The following is a 25,106-nucleotide window of genomic DNA, read 5'->3' as shown; positions in this document are numbered from 1 at the left end:
AATTGAAACGCCTCACTAAGTTATCTAGTGGGGCGTTTTTGTATTTTTTACCTTATTTCATGTTATAGTAGATTTAACAGATCCTAATCTACAAGGAAAGATGATGCCACAAAATCCCCTTTTGGGCTTTTTTTTAGCACTCACGGCTGCCATTTCATGGGGGGCATTGCCCATTGCCTTGAAAAAAGTGGCGACCATTGTCAGTGTGGAAACCATTGTTTTTTATCGTTTCTTGGTGGCGGCTAGCGTGTTATTGGTGGTGTTGGGCTGGAAAAAGAAATTGCCTAAATTATCTCAATTTAATCCTCAAGTCATCACTTGGTTTGTACTCGGTGTGATCGGGTTGGCGGGGAATTTCTTTTTATATAATTCTTCACTAAAATACGTAGAACCCTTGATTTCACAAGTGTTTAGCCCTGTTTCGTCTTTCGGCATGATGTTAGTGGGTATTTTTCTGTTTAAAGAAAAACTGGGGATACATCAAAAAATTGGGTTGATTTTGTTGATCCTTGGATTAGGATTGTTTTTTAATGATCGCTTTGCCTTGTTTTTACATCTCAATATTTATTCTATCGGGGTGTTGATGAGTTTCGGTGCGGCGGTGATTTGGGTGCTATATGGGTTGGCTCAGAAAATATTGATCCGATTTTTTACCACCCAACAGATTTTATTGTTAATGTACGTGGGCTGTGTTGGCGTGTTTATGCCTATGTCCGTGCCACAGCAAGTGGCAGAATTAACCCCCTTTGCTTGGGGTTGCTTTATTTTTTGCTGTTTAAATACGCCCATTGCCTACGGCGCCTATGCCGAGGCGCTTAATCAATGGGAAGTGTCAAAAGTCAGCGTGGTGGTAACCGTGGGGCCACTTTTTACGTTATTATTTAGTCACGTAATTTATTGGATCGATCCGATAGATTTTGCCCACCCTGAATTTAATACATTGAGTTATATTGGTGCCTTCGTCTCTGTTTTCGGAGCCATGTTGGCCGCCATTGGACATAAGTTATTTCGAAAATCGGCTTAATAGCTGATCGTCATGGAGAAAAAGAATGAAATTTATAGATGAAGCCTTAATTCGAGTCGAGGCCGGTGATGGCGGGAGTGGTTGCGTCAGTTTCCGCCGTGAGAAGTTTATCCCAAAAGGGGGGCCAGACGGTGGTGACGGCGGTGACGGCGGGGATGTGTATTTAATTGCCGACGAAAACCTCAACACCTTGATTGATTACCGCTTTGAAAAACGTTTCGCCGCTGAACGGGGCGAAAATGGACGTAGTTCAGATTGTACGGGAAAACGAGGAAAAGACATTACATTGCGTGTGCCAGTCGGCACTCGAGCGATTGATAATGATACGAAAGAAGTCTTGGGTGACTTAACCAAAAATGGCGCTAAAATGTTGGTGGCAAAAGGCGGTTATCATGGTTTGGGCAATACCCGTTTTAAATCCTCGGTCAACCGTGCGCCTCGCCAAAAAACCTTAGGTACACCAGGGGAAAAAAGGGATTTGCAACTGGAATTAATGTTATTGGCGGATGTGGGTATGCTCGGTTTACCCAATGCGGGGAAATCTACCTTTATCCGTGCGATTTCGGCAGCAAAACCGAAAGTGGCCGACTATCCTTTTACAACGTTAGTGCCCAGTCTAGGGGTGGCTCGTATCGGTTCGGATCGTAGCTTTGTGGTGGCGGATATTCCGGGTTTAATTGAAAATGCCTCAGAGGGGGCGGGTTTAGGTATTCGTTTCTTAAAGCATTTAGAACGTTGCCGAGTGTTGGTGCATTTAGTGGATATTGCCCCGATTGATGAATCGGATCCCGCAGATAATATTGCGATTATTGAAAATGAATTATTTCAATACAGCGAAAAATTAGCTGAAAAACCTCGTTGGTTGGTGTTTAATAAAATTGATACCATGTCGGCAGAGGACGCTCAACAATTAGCCAAGGATATTGTCGAACGTCTGGGTTATGAGGAAGAATATTTCTTGATTTCTGCCGCAACGGGCAAAAATGTGGCCGATCTCACCCGTGAAATCATGGATTTTATTGAGGCGAACCCAAGAGAAGTGGAAGAAGAAAATCCACAAGCCGAGGAAGTGAAATTCAAATGGGATGATTATCATCAACAAGCCTTGGAGACTGCAGAAGAGAGTGATGATGACTTCTGGGACGATTGGTCAGAAGAAGATGATGAGGGCGTCGAAATTATTTACGAACGTTAATTTCTCACAAAAGACAGGCACCGCACTTCATCATAAAAAGTGCGGTGTTTTTTTGGCTAATTTTGACGGAATTTGCTAGACGAGAGGAATTTTCCTTCAGTTTGGGCTGACATAGCCCGAATAATTATGTTAGTATTTTCCCTTTATACTTTTTTGGAAACTTATTTTATGTTAAATCTATTACAACGTTTTTTCAAAATGGAATCCGCCAGTGGCATATTGCTATTAGTGTTTGCCGTGCTTGCCATGGTATTGGCCAATAGCCCTTGGCAAGCGGATTACTTTGATTTTTTAGATATTCCCGTTAGCGTACAATTTGGTTCTTTTGCCATTAATAAAACCTTTATTCATTGGATTAATGATGGCTTTATGGCGGTATTTTTTGTACTTGTTGGGTTGGAAGTCAAACGTGAGATCTTAGAGGGATCCTTATCCAGTTATCAGCAAGCGATTTTCCCCGCCTTTGCGGCAATTGGGGGAATGGTGATTCCCGCTGTGATTTATTGGTTACTCACCCAACACCAACCAGAATTGGGTAATGGTTGGGCGATTCCGATGGCGACGGATATTGCCTTTGCCTTGGGGATTGTGGCCTTATTGGGCAAGCGTGTGCCGTTGCCGTTAAAAGTATTTTTATTGGCTCTGGCGATTATTGACGATCTGGGCGCTATTGTGGTGATTGCGCTGTTCTTTTCCTCTGATTTAAGCGTCCTTGCCTTAACGATTTCGGCCGTGGCAATTCTGGCGTTGGTGGTGTTAAATCGCCTTAAAGTCGGTCATCTCTGTGCCTATATTATGGTGGGTTTAGTCTTGTGGGCAGCCGTGTTAAAGTCGGGTGTTCATGCGACATTGGCAGGGGTGATTATTGGTTTTTGTATTCCTTTAAAAGATAAAAACGGCCACAGTCCGTTGCATACATTGGAGCATATTTTAGCGCCTTGGTGTTCTTTCTTTGTGTTGCCATTGTTTGCTTTTGCCAATGCGGGCGTATTTTTAGGTGGCATTAGTCGTGATATGCTGTTTTCCGCTTTACCGCTCGGCATTACCTTAGGCTTGCTAATTGGCAAACCGCTCGGGGTGTTTGGATTTAGCTATTTCTCCATTAAATTGGGTGTCGCCAAATTGCCAGAGGGCGTTCAACTCAAACATATTTTTGCTATTGCGGTGTTATGTGGTATCGGGTTTACGATGTCAATGTTCTTAGCCAGTCTGGCCTTTGAGGGGGAAGTGGATAATGCAATTAACACCCTATCTCGATTGGGCGTGTTATTAGGATCTTGCTTATCGGCTATTTTAGGTTATGCGTTGTTAAGATTAAGTACCAAAAACACTTAAAAATGCACCGCACTTTCAAGCTAATTAGGTAGAAAGTGCGGTGATTTCATTTCATACATGTTATAAACGTGGTTAAGGCAATTTTGCCAACACACAATATCCTATTTCTAGTCCAACAATTTGGTATTCCGTATCGGCACAAATAAAGGCAGATTCCCCTTGTTTGAGTTCAAGTGCGGTATTTTTATCGCTGATTTTTAGACTGCCTTGCATGACCAATAAGATGGTCGCACTTTCTGCCTTCTCATTGATTTGGACTGCATTATCATAACGTACATTTGCCAAGGCAAAGTCTTTAGCAGGTGTGGTATAGGTAAATGATCCATTATGTTGTGGGGCAGTTGGAATTAATTCAGGAATCACTTCACGGCAATCAATCACTTTTAGTAATTCATCAATATCCACATGTTTAGGCGTTAAACCGCCACGGATCACGTTATCTGAACAGGCCATTAATTCAATATTTTGTCCACGTAAATAAGCGTGCGGAATGCCGGCATCTTGAAAAATCCCTTTGCCTTGTTTGACTTCAACAATATTGAACAGGTAAAAACACATTAAGCCTGCGTCTAGGTTATCCAGTGAAATATTCATGTCTTTTTGGCTATATAAGACCCAATAATCAGGATTTTCTGGACGTAAATCTTCAAGCCGATTATCTTCAAAGATAGGCAATAGCCAATTTGCTAATTGCGTTTGGTTTGCTTGCATAATCTCTGAATAGAAATGGTGTAAATCCTGCGTTTCTAACTGATCGGCTAAGGCTTTCAATGAGGCACGTTCACGTAATGTTTTTAAAATTTCTGTTTTGGGTTTGAAACCATGTAATAACCAGAAATCGGATAAGGCAATCATCATTTCGGGTTTATGGTTATTGTCTTTGTAAGTGCGTTTCGGATCTTTTAAATCAATACCACGTTCATTTTCTGTCGCAAAGCCAATTTCAGCTTGCTGTTTGGTTGGGTGTAGTTGAATAGAAAGCGGTTGTTTAACATCCAAAATTTTGAGTAAATAGGGCAGTTCATCACCGAAAATAGTACGACTTTGTTTACCAAGAACCGTTGGATTTTCACGGATAAAGTGATCTAAAGGTATTTTTTGACCAGCGACTTCAAGCATAGATGGCGAAGAAGTATGTGCACCAAGCCACCATTCGGCATAAGGTTGATTTTTTTGAGCGGTAAAGCCGATTAAATGGGGAATATAGTTTTCGCCACCCCACGCATATTGTTGGGCGGTGCCGGTTAATTTATAAAGTGCGGTCATTTTTGTTCCTGTTTTTCTTGTTTTGGGCGTTGTGATTTTTGCTGTTTGTAACCACCGAAAAATTGTACCACTTGATCGACGTCAGTTTGTTCGGTGAGTTGTGCCACAAGGCGTTTGCCGTTGGTGAGATCAAACACCAGTTTGAACTCATCGGCTAAATTAATTTGGCTTATTTTAGCAAATTCAATGAAAAAGTTCTCAAAGAAAAAGCCGTCTTTTTTTAAGATCAACATGGGTGAGCGGAAAAATGCCATATAAAGACTGAGTAAAATTAAAAAAGCCAGTAAATACAAGGTATTTGGGGCAATATTTCCCTCAGTTTGCCAAATAATAATGCCAATTAAGGCGACAAAGATTAAGCTGTCTAATTTCGTGCGTTTTTTTAACCGCACTTTGAGTTGGGTTGTGCCTTTTCTTTTGTCTAAGCCGAATTGTTCGTAGAATGCGTAGGCAAAAAAGGCAAGAATGCAGAGAATGAGAATAGAATTGGTCATAACGAAAAAATGTAGGGGCGTATTGCATACGCCCTAAATAATGTACAAAGGGCGTATGCAATACGCCCCTACAAAAATAGAAAGATTACGCTAAAATCCCTGTTGCTGCACCAAGGATACCGATAACGAAAATACCGATAATAATCCAAAGGGCATTTACACGGTTACGCAATAACCACATACAAGCAAAGGTAAACAGCAATGGCAATAACCCTGGCATTAAGCTGTCTAAAATGCTTTGTACGGTGGTGATTTCGGTAGTGCCGTCTTGTTTTTGAATGGTAGAAACCACAAGTGGGACGTTAATGCTAGTCCATTTTTGGACTAATGCCCCCATAATAAACAAGCCGAGAATAGAAGCCCCCTCCGTGAGTTTTTGCAATAAGCCACCACTCATATCTTGTACCACGTCCAAACCTTTTTTGTAGCCGTAAGTTACACCATAATAACGTGTACCTAAACGTACAAGGTTGAACAGAATAAAGAATAATAAAGGCCCTAAGATACTGCCGGTTAAGGCTACACCTGCACCTAATGCAGCGAATACTGGACGTGCCGTACCCCAATAAATTGGGTCGCCCACACCGGCTAATGGTCCCATCAGACCCACTTTGATACCATTGATTGCAGCGTCATCAATTTCTTTACCGTTCGCACGTTGTTCTTCCATCGCAATGGTCACACCTAAAACAGGGGCAGCCACGAATGGTTGGGTATTAAAGAATTCAAGGTGACGTTTAATTGCATCTTTACGTTCTTGTGAGTTCGGATCTGGGTATAAACGTTTGATTACAGGCACCATTGAATAGGCGAAACCTAAGGCTTGCATACGCTCAAAGTTCCAAGAACCTTGGAATAGGTTTGAACGTAATACCACGGAATTTAAATCACTTTGGGTGACTTTTTTGATTTCTGTTGTCATTTTTTCTTACCCCATTAATCTAATCTGTTGTCCAGATCGTTGTTGTTTGCGACCACTTGCACCACTTGTTGCGATTTGTTGTATTTCGGGTGAAGTTGAATGTAAAGTGCGGCCATAATGGCACCAAGAATACCAAGGGCAACAAGGTTGAAGTCAGTAAAGGCGGCAACCACGAAACCTGCGTAGAAGAATGGCATTAAGTGACCTGCACGCATCATATTAATCACCATGGCATAACCGACCACGGCAATGATACCACCGGCAATTTTTAAGCCCATGGTGACCACTTCAGGAATGGCACCTAACATGGCTTGAACAGTGTCTGTTCCTGCGGTTAAAGCAACGATTAAGGCTGGGATAGCAATACGCATAGCTTGTAATAACAAGGCAGAGCAGTGGATCCAGTCTAAACGGTTAAGATTACCGTCTTCAATGGATTTATCTGCCGCATGTTGGAATGCCACGGTAATCGCACGTACCACATAGGTTAATACTTGACCGGCTGCTGCTAATGGAATAGCTAAAGCAATCGCCGTTGGGATTTCTTGTCCACCTACGATAACCAAAATGGTTGACACCACAGAGGCAAGAGCGGCATCTGGTGCAAGAGCGGCACCAATGTTCATCCAGCCTAAGGCTAATAATTCTAATGAACCACCAATGATGATCCCGGTTTTCATATCGCCTAGCACTAAACCAATAAGTGTACAGGCAATTAACGGACGGTGAGTTTGGAATTCATCCAAAATCGATCCCATACCAGAGATACAGGAGACTAAAAATACAAGTACGATTTGTAACGTTGTAATTTCCATAATAATTTCCTTAGATTAAGTTATTTTTCTTTAAAAGATCCATCATATATTGACGGCTATCGTTAGAGACTTTACGTACATCCAACTCAATACCTTTGGCATCAAGGGCTTTGAATGCCGCAATATCTTCGTCGTTCACGGCTACCGCACTGGTCACCATTTTCTTACCTTCTTTGTAAGAAATACCGCCGATATTGATAGACTTAAATTCTACGCCTGCGTCAGATAAACGTTGTACATCCGTTGGGTTGGTGAATAACAACATCATACGCTCGCCAGCATATTCAGGGTTGTTATAGACACGGATCATTTTGTCCACCGGCACCACGTGAGCGGTGACACCTGGAGGGGCAACGCTTTTTAACATGGTGGAACGTACGCTGTCTTTGGCAACATCATCATTCACCACCACAATGCGAGTGACTTTGCTTTCTTTGGTCCAACGAGTGGCCACTTGACCGTGAATTAAACGGTCATCAATACGAGCTAAGCCGATAACTAAATGCCCTTCGGCGTTTGGTGTCACTACTGCTGGTTCAGCTGGTTTTGCTGGTGCAACAGGAGCGGCTACTTGAACCGGTTTTTCTTCTGGTTCATCAAAACGCAATGCACGCACGCCAGTACGACCTGTTTCAAGGGCGATGGCGGTGAGTTCTTCAAGGCTTGGATTATCATCACGAGCCATAAAGGTTTCCACTAACATTGGCACGTTCACGCCAGTGACCACATTCATATTGTCCTGATCGTTAGCTACACGGTTGGCCGCATTAAACGGACTACCGCCCCAAGTATCTACCAAGAATAACACTTGATCACAATGAGCAAGCTCATTGGCCAGTTTTTCTTGGTATTTGCCCATAATGGTTTCTGCATTTTCACCTGGCACAAAATCAATTGTGGCCACGTTTTCTTGCTCACCAATCAGCATTTCGGTGGTTTTTAGCAACTGATTCGCTGCCACACCGTGGGTTGCAATAATAATTGCAATAGTCATGGTTGACTCCTTTGGTCTGAAATTAAGGTGAGCTATTTTAATATGAATTAGATTGCTTTGCACGTTTCAGCACCATATTTTCATTAATATGTGATCAAGATCAGTTTTTTTAAACAAAGTGCGGTAAAAATAAACAAAAAAATAGGTATCACAAGGATACCTATTATGTATTTAAGAGAGTTTAGCGTTAGATAGCAATCACTAAAGCAACCACAGCAATAGAATAAATTGCAGCTAAACCATAGAAAATTAATCCACCGTTTGGTACGTGTAATTTCACGTCGTGCATACCATGATGTACACGGTGTAAGCCCATCCACATTGGGAAAATAGCTAACGCTAAGATGACTAATTTTCCTAACCAATGATGGCTAAAGGCAATAATGCCATTCGCTGAAATAATATCAAAAGGTAATAAAATACCTAAAATTAAGATTAATGCAGGGAAAGCTAATGCACTAATGGCACTGCCTGCACTAAACAATAACCAGACAGGTGGCTCTTGCGAACGTTTTGGATTTTGATCTACCATCGTTATTTCTCCTTACATGAACGCTAAAATCAACAGCACAACACTGACCACAGCGAAAACCACATAAAATCCTTTGCGGATTAATTCTGATTTCACGCCTAAGGTACCAGACATTACTTCACCCGACATATGGAAAAATGTCACCGAGTGTAGAATGGAGGCAGCGATTGACACGAGATTTAAAATAACCACGATAGGGTTTTGTAAAAATGGCACAAAGTTTGTGGTAAATCCATTTTCACTGCCTAAGGTGATGATACCGTAAAGCAATACTAAGCAGAACCACACGGCAGCGAAAGCTGTGGCTTCACGCAACATATAGAATTTATAAAAATCCCATTTTTTCCACCAAGTTGCGGTCATTTCACGGCGGTATTTATTACGTTTACTTACTAATTCAGTCATAATTCCCCCTACGCTTTTGGTTTAAGCATGGAAATTAGATAGTCTTTGGCACTTTCTAATTTGCTTTGGTTAATGGCGGCGGCTGGGTTGACGTGTTTTGGACACACTTCAGAACATGCCCCTACGAACGTACAAGACCAAACACCGTTGTCACCGTTGATAATTGGCATACGTTGTGCTTTAGCGTGATCACGGTTATCTAAATTATAACGGTGAGCCAAGGTTAACGCTGCTGGACCGACAAACTCAGGGTTTAAACCAAATTGTGGACAAGCCGCATAGCAAAGACCGCAGTTGATACACATGGAGAATTGACGGTATTTTTCCAATTGTTTTGGTGTTTGTTTGGTACGACTTTTTGCCAATTCTGCTGACGGATGTGGTTGACCATCTAACTCTGGCATTTTGTTGCCAATAATATAAGGTTTGATGGCTTCTAGGCTTTCAATAAAGTGGCTTAAATCTACCACTAAATCACGCTCAATCGGGAAATTCGCTAATGGTTCAATCCGCATGTGACCACTGTAATCACGTAGGAATGTTTTACAAGCGAGTTTAGGTTTATTATTCACCATCATACCGCAAGAACCACAGATCGCCATACGGCAAGACCAACGGTAAGAAAGCTCAGGTTCAAGTTTATCTTTAATATAACCTAACGCATCTAATAAAGAGGTTTGGTTATCGTAAGGCACTTGGTAAGTACATAAGTGCGGTGCTTTATCCACTTCAGGATTGTAGCGTAGCACTTCTACGGTCATCATAGATTCATTAGCCATTTGCATTCTCCCCTTTGTTAGCGGCAGCTTTGGCTGCTTCAGCGGCATCCGCTTCCGCACCGTAAACACGTTTCGCCGGTTGTGATTTCGTAATTTTCACTGGGCTGTATTCAATGCGAGGTGCATTGTCGCCATTGTAATAGGCTAACGTATGTTGCAAGTAATTCACATCATCACGTTCTACAAAGTCTAAACGTTGGTGAGCACCACGTGATTCTTTACGTTCAATCGCTGAGTTGGCAATAGATTGTGCCACGTCTAAAATGTAGCCTAATTCAACGGTATAAAGCACGTTGGTATTGAACACGCTTGAACGGTCTTGAATACGAATACGTTTATAACGTTCTTTCAATTCGGCAATTTTATCCACGGTGGCTTGCATGCTTTGTTGGTCACGATAAATACCACAACCTTCTTCCATGGACATGCCCATTTCTTCACGAATTTCTGCCCAGCTTTCGTTACCTTCTTGGTTGTATAAATCTTCCAAGCGTTTAACAATATCACGAGCTTGGGCATCCACTGCGGCTTGATTGATTTGGACATTTTCAGTGGCACGTTCAGCGGCATATTCACCGGCTACACGACCTAATACCACTAATTCTGCTAAGGAGTTAGAACCTAAACGGTTGGCACCATGTAAACCAGAAGACGCACATTCACCGACTGCAAACAAGCCTTTAATACGAGTTTCACTGTTGAAATCCACTTCAATACCACCCATGGTGTAATGCACCACTGGACGCACTGGAATTGGTTGCTCAACTGGGTTGACACCTTCATAGGCTTGGGCTAATTCACAAATAAACGGTAAACGTTCGTGTAAATATTTTTCACCCAAATGACGTAAGTCCAAACTCACCACATCCACACCTTTAGCGGTTTTGAGTGTGTTGCCTTTACGCCATTCTTGCCAGAACGCTTGGGATACTTTATCACGTGGGCCTAATTCCATATATTTGTTTTCAGGTTTACCCACTGGCGTTTCAGGGCCTAGACCATAGTCTTGTAAGTAACGGTAGCCATTTTTATTTAATAAGATACCACCTTCACCACGACAACCCTCGGTCATCAAGATACCGGTATTTGGTAAGCCAGTTGGGTGATATTGCACAAATTCCATATCACGTAATGGCACACCATGACGATAGGCCATAGAAAGACCATCACCGGTCACGATACCGCCGTTAGTATTAAATTTAAATGCACGGCAACCACCACCAGTGGCAATTACCACGGCTTTGGCGTTAATTTGGATGAGTTTTCCTTCCATCATGTTCATTGCCACTAAACCACAAGCATGACCATTATCGGTTAAAATATCTAACACGAAATGTTCATCAAAGCGTTGGATTTGTGGATATTGAATAGAGGTTTGGAAAAGTGTGTGTAACAAGTGGAAACCGGTTTTATCGGCCGCAAACCACGTCCGTTCGATTTTCATCCCACCGAAACGACGTACGTTTACATCACCATCTTGTTTACGAGACCAAGGACAGCCCCAACGTTCAAGTTGCGTCATTTCCACGGGTGAATGTTTCACAAAATATTCTACCACATCTTGTTCACATAACCAGTCACCGCCCGACACGGTATCGTTAAAGTGTTTATCGTAGCTATCTTCTTCTTTGATAACCGCCGCTGCACCACCTTCGGCGGCCACAGTATGGCTACGCATTGGATAAACTTTTGAAACTAAAGCGATTTTAAGATTCGGATTTTCTTCTGCTGCAGCGATTGCAGAACGCAAACCACCACCACCAGCACCGACTATCGCAATATCTACATTGACTATTTGCACGATAATGTTCCCCCACAGTTGGAATAAAATGATTAAGGATAATGTTACTTAAATTTTAATAAATTACTATCTCTTTTTTCATCTAATGATTAGAAATGTGATCTAGCTCAAATTTCTCATAAAAAACACCGCACTTTAATAAAAATGAGAATTATTATAGGGTTAGATTCAGGGCTTTTATGTTGATTATTTATGGCTAACTGGGCGGAAATGATCTTTTTATGGCAGGATTATTGTATTTCTGGGTTTGGTATTTTAGGTAATTCACGTTAAAATAGCGACACTTTTTATTTATTGATTATCTATTTATGTCAACAGAAACCCAATGGCAGCCCACTGCCCCGATTAAAAACCTCTTGGCGCGCGCCAAAATTATGGCGGAGATCCGCCGCTTTTTTTCTGAACGTGGCGTGTTAGAAGTGGAAACCCCGATTTTAAGCGAATTTGGGGTGACGGATGTGCATTTGTCTACCTTTAGCACGGAATTTACTGCCCCTTTTAATGCACAATCTAAAACCCTCTGGCTCAATACTAGCCCTGAATACCATATGAAACGCTTATTAGCGGCGGGTTCAGGTGCCATTTTTCAGCTTTGCCATGTTTTTCGTAATGAAGAGGCGGGGCAACGGCATAATCCAGAATTTACCATGTTAGAGTGGTATCGTCCGTTCTTCGATATGTATCGTTTAATTAATGAAGTGGATGATTTATTACAGAATATTTTAGATTGCGAACCTGCTGAGAGTTTAAGCTATCAATTTGTTTTTCAAGAATATGTGGGTTTAGATCCGCTGTCTGCCTCTAAAGCGGAATTGGTTAATAAGGCGAAACAACATCATTTTATCTGTGATGAAACGGAAGAACGAGATACATTATTACAATTTCTGTTTAGTGAAGTGGTGGAACCCAAAATTGGCCAAGATCGTCCCGTGGCGATTTACCATTTTCCCGCCAGTCAAGCCGCATTAGCTCAAATTAGCTCAGAAGATCACCGAGTAGCGGAACGTTTTGAGTTTTATTACAAAGGGTTAGAGTTAGCCAATGGTTTCCATGAATTGACGGATGCCCATGAGCAAGCTAATCGCTTTGAGCAAGATAATCAATTGCGCCAAAAATTAGGCTTACCGACTCGAGCGATTGATACACGTTTGTTGGCCGCCCTACAAGCTGGCATGCCGAATACATCAGGGGTTGCATTAGGCGTGGATCGTTTGATCATGATTGCATTGGGGGCAGAACGCATTGAACAAGTGCTGTCCTTTGGGATCACAAACGCCTAGCGCTAAATAACAGTTGCAAAAGCAAGGCGACAACTTTAAACTTAACAGCTTAATTTTATCTTTTATTTTTAGGGAACAAAGGCTATTTATGGATACGCAGAAGCACGTTATCGAAAATTCTACCGCAACCGTCGGTGAGGTTTTTCGTCAGGCGCGTCAGCAATTAAATTTAACGATTGAGCAAGCCGCTGAACAAGTGAATTTACGCCCGTCGGTGATAGAACATATTGAAAACAATGAATTTGTACAGAAAAATATTCCTGCCACCTTTATGAAAGGCTATGTGCGTAATTATGCTGAATTCTTGAAATTACCCGCCACATTATGGACTGATGGCAAGATTGATTTTGGTGGCACCGCAAGAAATGATTTAAATAAGCATGTTAAAGTCAAAAAAGTGGTAAATCCGCATTCCTCGCATAGTCGTTGGATTGGCTGGTTAACAGCCTTGGTGGTGTTGTTTGTTATTGGTATGACCGCACTTTGGTGGTGGGAAAATTACCAACAAACCAATGCGGAACGGGATAATTTAGTGCAAAATTATGTGCCTGCGCAAGAGTCAACTCCGACCGCAAGTCAAGCGACCAACACAGCAGCTCTCGTGGATAATCAGGCAACCTTGGTCCCTCCACCTCAGACGGAAAGTGCGGTGGAAATGGGGATAGAAAATAACAACACGGCCACGAGCAACGATCTTAGCGCAACTTCGGGGCAAACGGATAGCACTGTTACGAGTAATACGGCGCAAGCCATGTTATTACAGCATAGCGCCTCGGATAATACCGTTGAGAATACCACCGCAGACAATGCTGTGACAGAGAATTCAGCGAGCGATAATAATACGTCAAGCACCGCTGATAGCGCATTGACAGGGGATTTACAAATTGAAATAACCGCCGCCACCAGTTGGATTGCGGTGCGTGATAGCAAACGTCATAATTTAGTGACACAAAAAGAATATAAACAAGGTGAAGTGATTACATTAGATGGCAAAGGCCCTTATGCCTTAACCATTGGGGCGCCGTCGAATGTGAAAATTACCTATAAAGGCGAAAATTACCCATTGAAAATTGATGGGCGAGTGGCTCGCATTAAATTACAATAATCACGGAAATTATGTCAGCTTTTAAACCAACCATTAAACGTCGTGAATCGACAAAAATTTATGTAGGCAAGGTGCCCGTGGGCGGTGATGCACCGATTGCGGTGCAATCCATGACCAACACCCGAACCACGGATGTGGATGCCACCGTGGCACAAATTAAAGCGCTTGAACGAGTCGGGGCAGATATTGTACGTGTTTCCGTGCCAACCATGGACGCCGCTGAGGCCTTTAAGTTAATCAAGCAACAAGTGAATGTGCCGTTAGTGGCGGATATTCACTTTGATTATCGCATTGCTTTAAAAGTGGCAGAGTACGGTGTGGATTGTTTACGGATTAACCCTGGTAATATTGGACGTGAAGATCGTATTCGTGCCGTAGTAGATTGTGCGAGAGATAATAATATTCCCATTCGTATTGGCGTGAATGCTGGTTCGTTGGAAAAAGATCTGCAAGAAAAATATGGTGAACCGACCCCCGAGGCCTTGTTAGAAAGTGCATTGCGTCATGTGGAAATTTTAGACCGTTTAAACTTCGATCAGTTTAAGGTGAGTGTCAAAGCCTCTGATGTTTTTTTAGCGGTGGAAAGTTACCGTTTGTTAGCCAAAGCGATTAAACAACCGTTACACCTTGGTATTACCGAGGCAGGTGGCGCCAGAGCGGGGGCGGTCAAAAGTGCGGTGGGTTTAGGCATGCTTTTAGCGGAGGGTATCGGCGATACCTTGCGAGTATCATTAGCCGCCGATCCTGTGGAAGAAATCAAAGTCGGTTTTGATATTTTAAAATCCTTACGTATTCGTTCGCGTGGCATTAACTTTATTGCTTGCCCAACCTGTTCTCGTCAAGAATTTGATGTAATTGGCACCGTGAATGCCTTAGAACAACGTTTGGAAGATATCATCACCCCAATGGATGTGTCGATTATTGGCTGTGTGGTGAATGGACCAGGCGAGGCTTTAGTGTCGGATTTAGGCGTGACCGGTGGTAACAAAAAAAGCGGTTATTATTTAGACGGTGAGCGTCAGAAAGAACGTTTTGATAATGACGCATTGATCGATCAGCTTGAGGCTAAAATTCGAGCTAAAGTGTCTCAACAAGATCCCAAAAACAGAATTATTTAAGGAAATATTGTGGCAAAAACCATTCAAGCGATTCGGGGAATGAATGACTGTTCCCCAACAGAAAGCCCATTATGGCAATGGGTAGAAAGTCAAGTACGCCAAGTGTTAGCGAGCTATGGTTATGCTGAAGTGCGTATGCCGATTGTGGAAAGTACGCCGTTATTTGCACGTGCCATTGGCGAAGTGACCGACGTGGTATCAAAAGAAATGTATACCTTTTGGGACAATGATGAACAGCTCACCTTGCGCCCAGAGGGAACCGCCGGTTGTGTGCGTGCGGCAGTAGAACACGGTTGGATTTATAATAATGAACAACGTTTGTGGTATATTGGCCCGATGTTCCGCCATGAACGTCCACAAAAAGGGCGTTATCGTCAATTCCATCAAGCGGGCGTGGAAATTTTTGGTATAGCGAATCCCGAAATTGATGCGGAATTGATTTTACTCACTGCACGTTTATGGAAAGCCTTAGGGATCGATCAGCATGTAGCGTTACAATTAAATTCCATTGGTTCATTAGAGGCTCGCCAAAATTACCGTTCTGCCTTAGTGGATTTCTTGCAAAATCATTTGGATTTAATGAACGAGGAAGAAAAAGAACGCTTAGTTAAAAATCCATTACGTATTTTAGATACCAAAAATCAGGCGTTACAAGAGGTGTTAAACAATGCACCGAAATTGTTAGATTATCTAGACGAGGAAAGCCGTGAGCATTTTGCTCAACTCTGTGCTTTACTTGATAACATGGGGATTCAGTATGAAATCAACCCGAAACTGGTACGTGGCTTAGATTACTACAATAAAACCGTGTTTGAATGGGTGACTACCGCCTTAGGTGCGCAAGGCACGGTTTGCGGTGGTGGCCGTTATGATGGCTTAGTGGAACAACTAGGCGGACATGCGACGCCAAGTGTGGGTTTCGCCATGGGCTTAGAGCGTTTAGTGTTGTTAGTACAAGAAGTGAACCAAGCTATTCCAGTACAAAGTGCGGTGGATATTTACCTTGTTTTTGCAGGTGAAGGAACCACGTTGGCAGCGTTTAAAATTGCTGAAAAACTCCGCTCAGAATTACCGCACTTACGAGTTATGACTCATTGTAGCGGAGGCAAATTCCAGAAACAATTTAAACGTGCCGACAAAGTCGGGGCAAAATTTGCTATTGTGATTGGTGAAACTGAAGTACAATCTAACCAAGTGGTGGTAAAAGATTTATTAGGCAATGCAGACCAACAAACCGTTGCTGTTGATGAATTAGTGGCTTATTTAACTCAAGCATTTAAGGAATAAATTATGGCTTATAGCAGTTTAGAAGAACAAGAACTGAATGAAATTAAATCTTGGTGGAAAGAAAATTATAAAAGCCTGATTGCTGCCGTGATTATCGGCGCTGGCGGTGTCTTTGGTTGGCGTTTCTGGCAAGATTATCAAGCAAGCAAAGCGCAACAAATGTCTGCACAATATGAGCAAGCGGTGTATAGCAATGTGGATGCTACGACAAAAAATACGCAAATTGATGCGTTTGTGAAAGAACATAGTAAAACAGGTTATGCGACTTTAGCCTTATTGGAAAAAGCCAAAAGTGCGGTGCAGAATCAAGATTTTTCTCAAGCAGAAGTGGCATTAAAAGACGCCATGGCACAAGCACCAGATGAAATTTTGTCCTCTATTGCAGGCATTCGTTTAGCTGAAATTCAGTTACAACAAGACAAATTTGATGAGGTATTAAGCACCTTAAATTTAGTCAAAGACGCAACATGGGAAAGTCGGAAAAATTTACTTACGGCAAAGGTTCAATTAGCTAAAGGCGATAAGGCTACAGCTAAACAAACCCTTGAAAGCGTCTTGAAAAATGGTTCGGCATTGGAACAGCAGGAAGTGAAAGTGTTGTTGAATAATTTGTAATCTTTGCATAAAAAAACGGGCTTTCGCCCGTTTTACTTTTTTCAGACATTAGTCTGCTTTCCGAACACTAAACACTTCAATTTCTGCGGGTTTAAACACTTCTTGATCCACTTTGCCTTGAATGATAATTCGATCATCTGGGGTGATGGTAAAACCATTCCAGGCGTGATCATCTACTTCAATTTTAATTTGGCCTGTGGCATCTTTAAAATAAAATTCATCATCATCAATTTGGCTAGCGATTTGACCCGTTAAGCTGACAATCGTATCATCACTGGCTTTTAATGCTTGAGCAACGGTCATCGTCGTGCCAGCATAGCCACCTGCGAAACCGCCTTTGTGGTTATTATCAAAACCCGCCAATGCGGTACTTGAAATCGCAATCAGTGCGAGAGTGAGTAATTTTTTCATCTGTTGTTCTCCCTTTAATACCTTGATCTATCAATTAATGTTTACGAAGTTCAAAGACTTCAACTTCATTTGCTTTATGTGAATCACGATCTACTTTACCCCGAATGGTAATACGATCACTGCGAGTCACGGTTTGATTATTGAAAACATGGTCATCAATTTCGACTTTGATTTTGCCAGTATTATCTTTGAAATAAAATTCGTCGTTATCTACTTGACTGACAATATAGCCTGTCAAGGTGACAACGCTATTATCACGGGCTTGCAAGGCTTGAGCAACCGTCGTTGTCCCACTAGAAGATGACACAGTATTGGTTGTCGCTGTGTTGCTAAATCCAGCAAAGGCGGTAGTTGATGCTGCGATAAGTGCGATAGCTAATAGTTTTTTCATTTTTTCTCCTTGTTAATATATGTTGCCGTGCGAGTACACTGCTTGGGAAAGCTGTTTGGCTTTCATTGGTGTTAATTAGAACATGTAAATCTTAATTAAATATTAAGAAAGGAAGAATTTTTTGAAAAAAAATCGGCTCATTTGAGCCGATTGCTATTATATCTTAGTAAAAATTACTTCGCATGTTTCTCAAAACGTTCGCTAACAAAATCCCAGTTCACAACATTCCAGAATTCTTTAATGTAGTCTGGACGGCGGTTTTGGAATTTCAAGTAGTAAGCGTGTTCCCAAACGTCTAAGCCTAATAATGGGAAACCTTCGCAACCTGCAATATCTTTACCCATTAATGGGTTATCTTGGTTTGCAGTAGAAACCACCGCTAATTTGTTTTCTGCTGTTACGACTAACCATGCCCAACCTGAACCGAAACGTGTAGCAGCCGCTTTTTCAAATTCTGCTTTAAACGCATCAACTGAACCAAAATCACGTTCAATAGCGACTTTTAATGCACCTTGTAAGGTCGTGCCTTTTTTCAATGATTTCCAAAATAAGCTGTGGTTAGTGTGTCCACCAACATTGTTACGCAATGCCGCAAATTTATCCGCAGGTACATTCGCCAAATGTTTTTTCAAAAATGAACCTGGGCAACTTTGAGCCGCAAGTTCTGCTAATGCAGGATTTGCTTCTAATACCGCATTGGCATTGTTAACATAGGCTTGGTGATGTTTGCTATGGTGAATTTCCATAGTTTGTGCATCAAAATGGGGTTCTAATGCGTCATAGGCGTAGCCTAATTCTGGTAGAGTGTATGCCATGATATTTTCCTTTTTTAATGAGTTATTATGTATTTTTGTAGAATCTCTCTACAAATTCCAACACCATATTAACAAAAAATTTGATTTATATCATTAAAAATGTAAATTTTTTGTTAAAAGGGCGTGATGGATAACTCACGCCCCGAATATTAAGTGTGATATTACTTCTCTTGTTGTGCTTTCACCGCTGCCACGGCCACCATATTGATAATACGGCGAACAGAAGACTTGGACGTCAACACATGTGCTGGTTTTTTCATTCCCATAAGAATTGGGCCAATAGTAATCGGCGTATGGGTACCTTGCAACAAGTTCAAGCTAATCCGTGCAGATTCCATATTTGGCATAATTAATAAATTAGCCGCGCCTTTTAATGGGCTATCCGGCATGATTTCGTTACGTAAACTTTCCGTTAACGCCACGTCACAGTGCATTTCGCCGTCAATAATTAATCTTGGATCTAATTCTTTAACTAATTGTAAAACTTGACGCATTTTCACCGCGCTTGGGTGATCAGAAGAACCATAGTTAGAATGTGAAATTAACGCCACTTGCGGTTCAATACCAAAATGACGAACTTGATCCGCTGCCATCAAGGTAATTTCAGCTAATTCTTCTGCACTTGGATCAGTGTTCACAAAGGTATCGGCTAAGAATAAGTTGCGATCAGAAAGCACCAAACCATTCACTGTGGCTGGCACTTTAACGTTCTCTTTCACACCGATAATCTCGGTTAATAAACTGAGACTTGATGAGAACGTACCGACTAATCCACATAGCATGGCGTCAGCATAACCTAATTCTAATAAGGCAGAACCAATCGCCGCAGAATTATTGATCATACGACGTTTTGCCATAGCGGCAGTCACGCCATTGCGTTTCATTTTGTTGTGATATAAGCCCCAACATTTTTCAAAAATTACTGGATCAGTTGTACTTAACACATCAAAATCTTTACCGGCTTCAATTTTTAAACCGAGTTTTTTGATTTGTTGCTCAATCACTTCATGGCGACCCACCAACACTGGATAAGCAATACCAAGGCTGGTAATTTCTTGTACCGCATGCAAAATACGCGTTTCTTCGCCGTCTGCTAATAAAACCCGTTTTTTGTCTTTTTTCGCCTGATCAAACACCGGTTTCATAAACAAATTGGTTTTGTAAACGAATTGGCTTAATTTTTCTAAATAGGCATCCCAATCAGTTATCGGGCGAGTTGCCACGCCGCTGTCCATTGCTGCTTTCGCTACTGCTGGAGCAATACGCACGATTAAGCGTGGATCGAATGGTTTTGGAATAATATAATCAGGGCCAAAAGATACTTCATTGCCGCCATAAGCTGAGGTTACGACTTCGTTTTGTTCTGCAAGGGCAAGATCCGCAATAGCATGTACCGCCGCCATTTTCATTTCTTCATTAATGGTGGTGGCACTCACATCTAATGCACCACGGAAAATGAATGGGAAACAAAGGACATTGTTGACTTGGTTAGGGTAGTCAGAACGACCGGTACACACAATGGCATCTGGGCGAACCGCTTTGGCCTCTGGTGGGGTAATTTCAGGATCTGGGTTCGCCAGTGCTAAAATCAATGGACTCGCCGCCATGGATCTTACCATTTCAGCCGTTAACACGCCTTTGGCTGAACAGCCTAAGAAAATATCTGCATTTTCAATCACATCACCTAAAGAACGTGTGCCGTTGTCATCAATGGCATACAGTTTTTTGGTGTCATCCATACGGTCATCACGGTTTTTGTAGATCACGCCTTTAGAGTCGCACACCACGATATTTTCTCGTTTCATGCCGAGTGAAACCAATAAATTCAAACACGCAATAGAGGCAGCACCGGCACCAGAGGCCACTAAACGCACATCTTCAATTTTTTTGCCCACAATGCGTAAACCATTGATAACCGCTGCCGAGCTGATAATCGCCGTACCATGTTGGTCATCATGGAATACCGGAATGTGCATGCGTTCACGCAATTTTTGCTCAATATAGAAACATTCAGGGGCTTTAATATCTTCAAGGTTAATCCCACCGAAAGTCGGTTCTAGAGAGGCGATAATCTCGACTAATTTATCAGGATCTTTTTCATCAATCTCAATATCAAACACATCCACGCCAGCGAATTTTTTAAACAACACGCCTTTCCCTTCCATCACCGGCTTACCTGCTAAGGCACCGATATTGCCTAAACCTAACACCGCTGAACCGTTAGAAATCACCGCAACCAAATTGCCTTTCGCTGTATAACGATAGGCATCTGCAGGATTTTTCTCAATATCCAAACAAGGTTCTGCTACACCTGGGGAATAAGCCAAGGCTAAATCACGTTGAGTGGCGAGGGATTTGGTGGGAGTAACCTCAATTTTTCCGGGAACGGGGAATTCGTGGAAATCTAATGCGGCTTGACGTAAATCTGACATAATATACTTCCTTTTGAAATGATGAATTAAAAAACGATTTTTCTATTATAAAACGAATTAAAATAAAAAAATGTGACCTAGCACAAATTTTTAACAAAAATTTTATATTTTTTAGTGTTTGTGATGTGCTAATAAATAATCCAACACCACCTGATGATGTTCCCCCGTTTTGAATTTATCAAACACCTGTTCAATCTTGCCTTGTTCGTCAATTAAAAAGCTAATGCGGTGGATACCGTCATAGGTGCGCCCCATAAATTTTTTCTCGCCCCAAACGCCAAATTGTTCAGCAATGTGATGTTCAGGATCGGCGAGCAGATCAAAATTGAGTGCTTTCTTTTCTACAAATTGCGCCAGTTTTTTGGGGCTGTCAGGGCTAATGCCAAAAATCACCACGCCGAGTTTATCCAATTCCGCTTTGGCATCACGTAAACCGCAGGCTTGCGTGGTACAACCTGGGGTGAGTGCTTTAGGATAAAAATACACCAAGACTTTTTGACCTTTAAAATCGCTCAGGCAAATGGTTTCATCGTGTTGATTTTGTAATGCAAACTGCGGTGCAATGGCACCTATTTTTAAAAAATTCATCAATAAATTCCTACTATCTTGATTCATTTTATTATTTTTGCACAAAAATAATAAAACTTACTTGCAAATTGTGATTATTTTAGCAATGATAAAGGAAATTTATCAAGCAAACATCAACAAAATATCACGAGAGGTTTTTATGTCTTTAACACCTTTATTTCACGGCAGTATTGTTGCACTCATTACCCCCATGAATAGCCACGGCGAAGTCGATTATCCAGAGTTAAAAAAATTAGTGGATTTTCATGTGGCGGCAGGCACCCATGGCATCGTATCGGTGGGCACTACCGGAGAATCTGCCACCTTAACTCCTGATGAACATTTGAAAGCCATCTTGAAAACAGTCGAATTTGCTGCGGGCCGTATTCCTGTGATTGCGGGCGCTGGCGCCAACGCCACAGCAGAAGCCATCACTATGACCAAATTATTGAATAACAGCGGTGTGGCGGGGTGTTTATCCGTGGTGCCTTATTATAATAAACCGACCCAAGAGGGGATGTATCAACATTTTAAAGCCATTGCTGAATGCACGGATTTACCGCAAATTTTGTATAACGTACCGGGCAGAACGGGGAGCGATTTGAAACCAGAAACCGTGGGACGTTTAGCGAAAATTAAAAATATCGTCGGGATTAAAGAGGCCACAGGTGATGTGAGCCGAGTACGTAAAATTAAAGAATTAGCCGGTGAAGAGTTTATTTTCTTGAGTGGTGATGATGCGACCGGTTTAGAAAGTATTAAATTAGGCGGTCAAGGTGTGATTTCCGTGACCAATAACTTGGCGGCTGCCGATATGGCGAAAATGTGCGAACTGGCATTAGCGGGCCAATTTGAGCAAGCGGAGCAAATTAATCAACGTTTAATGGCCTTACATCACGATTTATTTGTGGAGGGCAATCCGATTCCTGTGAAATGGGCTGCCTATAAATTAGGCTTGATTAGTCAACCTGTTTTACGTTTACCATTAACCGTATTGAGTGAAACGGCACAACCAAAAGTATTAGCCGCCTTACAACAAGCAAAATTACTTTAATTTTCACCGCACTTTAGGGCTATCTGATTAGCCCTAAACTTTTTACCGTTTTTGTGGTCTATAAGTGCGGTATATTTTACAAAAACTTTTTAAAGGGATTGATGATGAAAAAATGGCTTTTAGCATTCACCGTGTTAGCCACTGTGACAGCTTGCTCAACCAGTAATGAAAGTAAGCAAACGGCGAATGACAGTTATGAAAAACGTGGCATTATTCCCGTGTTCACCACCTTAGATACGGGGGGCGTCACGATTTTAGGGCAAGAAAACACCTATCAATTACCCACCAATGTGACGGTGAAAACGGATGGAACTGATATTCGTCCGCCATCTACGCCGATGGCGATTATTGGCAATTCCGTGGCACAATTTGATGGTGAGCGTTCTTCTATTGTTTATCCTGCCGAGAAAAAAGCGGTTTATAATATTCAGCAAGTGAAACGTTTGTTAACCGAGCAAGGCATTCCATTCACCACCTCGGGCAATCAGGTGCAAACTGATTGGGCGAAAACGGGGCGTGCTGATGATATCGGTGATGTACAAGCACGTTATATCATTGAGGAAGTCGGCACGAGCGATTCCAATGCGTTAGTAGTGGCATTGGCGCAAATGAAACGTGATGAAGTGATTTTTACGCCAACCGTAAAAGATAAAGAACGTTATACTTCAGATCGTTTAAATCAATTAGTCGGTGAACTGAATGCGGCTTATCGTCAACAGCAGCAACAAGTTGCGACCGCTGATGTGGCCGCCGGTGTAGTACAATCCGCTATTGTGACCGACAGCAATCAACATACAGCTTTGGCAATGAATATTACTTTCCGTCAAGCATGGCAAAAATTACAACAAGCGTTACCGCAACTCGGTTTTGAATATAAAGAATCCACGGCCGGTAAAGGTTATGCGTTGTTAAAATATAAACCGCTTGATGATACCGAATGGGCACGTTTTGGCTTAACGAAACCTGATCTTGAAAAGGGCGAATATTCCATGCAAATCAGTGCTTATGGCAATGAAAGTGCCGTGGTGCTCAGCGATGAAGATAAATTTGCCTTGAGTGGCGAGAAAGCGCAAACCTTGTATCAAGCGCTACAAAAAGTGTTATCTAAATAGTCGCAAATTGTTTAAATAAAAAACCTAGTGCGGTGTTAATGCACTAGGTTTTTTTGTGGAAAAATTACAGGCTAATGGCAAATTTTTGTTGCGCAAAGGCTTGGAAATCTGTGCAACCGCCAATCGGTTGGTTATCCACCACCACTTGTGGAACGGTTTTCACTTCGGCGACACCAATGGCTTTGGCAATATCCTCTTTGCTCATGTCTTTTTCGATAATATCAATAAATTCATAGCTAAATTCCTCAACTTCCGTTGAAAGTTTATCGGCTAAGGTTTTTGCACGCACACAAAATGGGCAAGTCATACGACCATAAATTTTAACAAACATCGTTTTTTCCTTTTTAACTAAATGTGGTGGTATTTTACGTGAAATTAAGTAAAAATATAAATTGTTTTTTTCTAATACTTAAGTCGCCAAAATCTTATGAATATTTTAATGCTATGCCGAGAACCCCGTTTATACAGTTGCCAACGCTTAAAAGAAGTCGCAGAACAGCGTGGACATACCATGGATATTCTCGATCCGAATCGTTGTTTATTAAAACTCAGCGCAAATGCACCGCACTTTGCTATTTACTATCAAGATTCAGCGCAAGCCTCCCCTCGTTTATTGCCTCAATATGAGGCGGTGTTACCTCGTTTTGGTATTGCAAGCACTCAAATGGGTTGTGCCGTGTTACGTCATTTTACCGCACGGGGGGCGGTGTGTTTAAATGAGGATCAGGCCTTTTTACGTGCTAGAGATAAATGGCAAAGTCTGCAATTATTGCAACAAGCGGGCGTGGCAGTACCAAGTAGCGGTTTAGCTGGCTGTGAATTTTCCGCCAAGCAAGCAGTGGCACAAATGGATAGCCCAACGATTTTAAAAACCCTCACTGGCTCACAAGGGATCGGCGTGATGTTGGCGGAAAAAGCACAAAGTGCGGTGAGTATTTTGGAAACATTGAAAGAGGCTAATGTGGTGGCGTTGTTACAAGATTTTGTGGCAGAGGCAGAAAATATGGATATTCGTTGTTTTGTTGTTGGCGAAGCCGTCGTTGCTAGCATGCAACGTCAAGGACAGCAAGGCGAGTTTCGGGCCAACTTCCACCGTGGTGGACTGGCCGAGAAAATCACCCTCACACCACCGCAGCAAAGTATCGCTATTCAAGCGACCAAAGCCTTGGGGTTAGATGTGGCAGGGGTGGATTTAATTCGTTCTGAACAAGGTTTATTGGTGCTAGAAGTCAATGCTAGCCCCGGTCTTGAATTAATTGAAAAAACAAGCGGTGTGGATATTGCGCAGGCCATGATCATGCAGTTAGAACAAAAATATCATCATGCCATGAAAAAGCCCTGTTAAACAGGGCTGATA

At 42.0% G+C, this 25,106-nt stretch carries 26 protein-coding genes; 11 read left to right on the top strand and 15 right to left on the bottom strand.

All coding sequences use genetic code 11. The features are described from left to right. The first annotated feature begins 103 nt into the window (after positions 1–103). The 3 genes from ACTG7Q_RS00220 (at position 104) to nhaA (ending at position 3,554) form a co-directional block, all read left to right on the top strand. A complete protein-coding gene (locus ACTG7Q_RS00220; RefSeq protein ID WP_439239778.1) occupies positions 104–1,024 on the top strand; it encodes a DMT family transporter in 921 nt (306 codons plus the stop codon). 25 nt (positions 1,025–1,049) lie between these two features. Continuing rightward, complete coding sequence (gene cgtA / locus ACTG7Q_RS00215; RefSeq protein WP_439239777.1) at positions 1,050–2,219, top strand: Obg family GTPase CgtA; 1,170 nt, start codon at positions 1,050–1,052, stop codon at positions 2,217–2,219. Between the two features lie 168 nt (positions 2,220–2,387). Then, a complete protein-coding gene (nhaA, locus tag ACTG7Q_RS00210; protein ID WP_439239776.1) occupies positions 2,388–3,554 on the top strand; it encodes a Na+/H+ antiporter NhaA in 1,167 nt (388 codons plus the stop codon). Positions 3,555–3,626: 72 nt separating this feature from the next. Here nhaA and manA read toward each other — a convergent pair whose 3' ends face one another. The 9 genes from manA to frdA form a co-directional block, all read right to left on the bottom strand. Next, a complete protein-coding gene (manA, locus tag ACTG7Q_RS00205; protein WP_439239775.1) occupies positions 3,627–4,820 on the bottom strand; it encodes a mannose-6-phosphate isomerase, class I in 1,194 nt (397 codons plus the stop codon). Next, the gene (locus ACTG7Q_RS00200; protein ID WP_439239774.1) at positions 4,817–5,314 is read right to left on the bottom strand and encodes a DUF986 family protein; all 498 of its coding nucleotides are present in this window, start codon (positions 5,312–5,314) and stop codon (positions 4,817–4,819) included. The genes manA and ACTG7Q_RS00200 overlap by 4 nt, the downstream gene beginning before the upstream one ends. 85 nt (positions 5,315–5,399) lie before the next feature. Then, complete coding sequence (locus ACTG7Q_RS00195; RefSeq protein WP_132302907.1) at positions 5,400–6,236, bottom strand: PTS mannose transporter subunit IID; 837 nt, start codon at positions 6,234–6,236, stop codon at positions 5,400–5,402. A gap of 14 nt (positions 6,237–6,250) precedes the next feature. Beyond that, complete coding sequence (locus ACTG7Q_RS00190; RefSeq protein WP_439239773.1) at positions 6,251–7,051, bottom strand: PTS mannose/fructose/sorbose transporter subunit IIC; 801 nt, start codon at positions 7,049–7,051, stop codon at positions 6,251–6,253. A 10-nt stretch (positions 7,052–7,061) separates the two neighbouring features. Next, on the bottom strand, positions 7,062–8,045 hold the full coding sequence (gene manX / locus ACTG7Q_RS00185; protein WP_439239772.1) for a PTS mannose transporter subunit IIAB: 984 nt from the start codon (positions 8,043–8,045) through the stop codon (positions 7,062–7,064). Between the two features lie 187 nt (positions 8,046–8,232). Then, a complete protein-coding gene (gene frdD / locus ACTG7Q_RS00180; RefSeq protein WP_439239771.1) occupies positions 8,233–8,577 on the bottom strand; it encodes a fumarate reductase subunit FrdD in 345 nt (114 codons plus the stop codon). A 12-nt stretch (positions 8,578–8,589) separates the two neighbouring features. Then, positions 8,590–8,982 (bottom strand): fumarate reductase subunit FrdC, encoded by a 393-nt coding sequence (frdC, locus tag ACTG7Q_RS00175; protein WP_439239770.1) that lies wholly within the window; start codon positions 8,980–8,982, stop codon positions 8,590–8,592. An 8-nt stretch (positions 8,983–8,990) separates the two neighbouring features. Next, entirely contained in the window at positions 8,991–9,761 is a 771-nt protein-coding gene (locus tag ACTG7Q_RS00170; RefSeq protein ID WP_439239769.1) for a succinate dehydrogenase/fumarate reductase iron-sulfur subunit, read from the bottom strand. After that, positions 9,754–11,562, bottom strand: coding sequence for a fumarate reductase (quinol) flavoprotein subunit (frdA, locus tag ACTG7Q_RS00165; protein ID WP_439239768.1), 1,809 nt, complete (start codon positions 11,560–11,562; stop codon positions 9,754–9,756). The genes ACTG7Q_RS00170 and frdA overlap by 8 nt, the downstream gene beginning before the upstream one ends. A 308-nt stretch (positions 11,563–11,870) precedes the next feature. On the opposite strand from frdA, the gene epmA reads away from it, so the two are divergent. From epmA to ACTG7Q_RS00140, 5 genes are all read left to right on the top strand, one after another. After that, positions 11,871–12,842: an elongation factor P--(R)-beta-lysine ligase gene (gene epmA / locus ACTG7Q_RS00160; protein ID WP_439239766.1), complete on the top strand. Its 972-nt coding sequence runs from the start codon at positions 11,871–11,873 to the stop codon at positions 12,840–12,842. An 88-nt stretch (positions 12,843–12,930) separates the two neighbouring features. After that, positions 12,931–13,947 (top strand): RodZ domain-containing protein, encoded by a 1,017-nt coding sequence (locus tag ACTG7Q_RS00155; RefSeq protein WP_439239765.1) that lies wholly within the window; start codon positions 12,931–12,933, stop codon positions 13,945–13,947. A gap of 11 nt (positions 13,948–13,958) precedes the next feature. Further along, positions 13,959–15,065 (top strand): flavodoxin-dependent (E)-4-hydroxy-3-methylbut-2-enyl-diphosphate synthase, encoded by a 1,107-nt coding sequence (ispG, locus tag ACTG7Q_RS00150; RefSeq protein WP_439239764.1) that lies wholly within the window; start codon positions 13,959–13,961, stop codon positions 15,063–15,065. 9 nt (positions 15,066–15,074) lie between these two features. Next, complete coding sequence (gene hisS / locus ACTG7Q_RS00145) at positions 15,075–16,352, top strand: histidine--tRNA ligase (protein ID WP_439239763.1); 1,278 nt, start codon at positions 15,075–15,077, stop codon at positions 16,350–16,352. A 3-nt stretch (positions 16,353–16,355) separates the two neighbouring features. Then, positions 16,356–16,967, top strand: coding sequence for a YfgM family protein (locus ACTG7Q_RS00140; RefSeq protein ID WP_439239762.1), 612 nt, complete (start codon positions 16,356–16,358; stop codon positions 16,965–16,967). Positions 16,968–17,015: 48 nt separating this feature from the next. On the opposite strand, the gene ACTG7Q_RS00135 is transcribed toward ACTG7Q_RS00140, so the two are convergent. The 5 genes from ACTG7Q_RS00135 to bcp all read right to left on the bottom strand — a co-directional run bounded on the left by ACTG7Q_RS00135 (position 17,016) and on the right by bcp (position 21,604). After that, complete coding sequence (locus ACTG7Q_RS00135; protein ID WP_439239761.1) at positions 17,016–17,378, bottom strand: YgiW/YdeI family stress tolerance OB fold protein; 363 nt, start codon at positions 17,376–17,378, stop codon at positions 17,016–17,018. 34 nt (positions 17,379–17,412) lie between these two features. Beyond that, complete coding sequence (locus ACTG7Q_RS00130) at positions 17,413–17,769, bottom strand: YgiW/YdeI family stress tolerance OB fold protein (RefSeq protein WP_439239760.1); 357 nt, start codon at positions 17,767–17,769, stop codon at positions 17,413–17,415. A gap of 173 nt (positions 17,770–17,942) precedes the next feature. Beyond that, entirely contained in the window at positions 17,943–18,584 is a 642-nt protein-coding gene (gene sodA, locus ACTG7Q_RS00125) for a superoxide dismutase [Mn] (protein ID WP_439239759.1), read from the bottom strand. Positions 18,585–18,745: 161 nt separating this feature from the next. Beyond that, the gene (locus ACTG7Q_RS00120; RefSeq protein ID WP_439240610.1) at positions 18,746–21,019 is read right to left on the bottom strand and encodes an NADP-dependent malic enzyme; all 2,274 of its coding nucleotides are present in this window, start codon (positions 21,017–21,019) and stop codon (positions 18,746–18,748) included. 108 nt (positions 21,020–21,127) lie between these two features. Beyond that, complete coding sequence (gene bcp / locus ACTG7Q_RS00115; RefSeq protein WP_439239758.1) at positions 21,128–21,604, bottom strand: thioredoxin-dependent thiol peroxidase; 477 nt, start codon at positions 21,602–21,604, stop codon at positions 21,128–21,130. Positions 21,605–21,743: 139 nt separating this feature from the next. Here bcp and dapA point away from each other — a divergent pair, with 139 nt between their 5' ends. Both dapA and bamC read left to right on the top strand, forming a co-directional pair. Then, positions 21,744–22,637: a 4-hydroxy-tetrahydrodipicolinate synthase gene (gene dapA / locus ACTG7Q_RS00110; RefSeq protein ID WP_439239757.1), complete on the top strand. Its 894-nt coding sequence runs from the start codon at positions 21,744–21,746 to the stop codon at positions 22,635–22,637. A gap of 104 nt (positions 22,638–22,741) precedes the next feature. Further along, the gene (bamC, locus tag ACTG7Q_RS00105; RefSeq protein ID WP_439239756.1) at positions 22,742–23,749 is read left to right on the top strand and encodes an outer membrane protein assembly factor BamC; all 1,008 of its coding nucleotides are present in this window, start codon (positions 22,742–22,744) and stop codon (positions 23,747–23,749) included. Positions 23,750–23,813: 64 nt separating this feature from the next. Here the strand turns inward: bamC and ACTG7Q_RS00100 are convergent, their stop codons facing one another. Beyond that, positions 23,814–24,080 carry a GrxA family glutaredoxin gene (locus ACTG7Q_RS00100; RefSeq protein WP_439239755.1) on the bottom strand — a complete coding sequence of 89 codons (267 nt, stop codon included), beginning with the start codon at positions 24,078–24,080 and terminating at the stop codon, positions 23,814–23,816. Positions 24,081–24,176: 96 nt separating this feature from the next. Here ACTG7Q_RS00100 and ACTG7Q_RS00095 point away from each other — a divergent pair, with 96 nt between their 5' ends. Beyond that, positions 24,177–25,094 (top strand): RimK family alpha-L-glutamate ligase, encoded by a 918-nt coding sequence (locus ACTG7Q_RS00095; RefSeq protein ID WP_439239754.1) that lies wholly within the window; start codon positions 24,177–24,179, stop codon positions 25,092–25,094. Positions 25,095–25,106 lie beyond the last annotated feature (12 nt).

Source organism: Lonepinella sp. BR2474 (genome assembly GCF_051851555.1).
In the GTDB taxonomy this organism is placed as follows: domain Bacteria; phylum Pseudomonadota; class Gammaproteobacteria; order Enterobacterales; family Pasteurellaceae; genus Lonepinella.
Note: the sequence above shows the minus strand (reverse complement) of the source record. Positions and strands in the feature narration are given on the sequence as shown.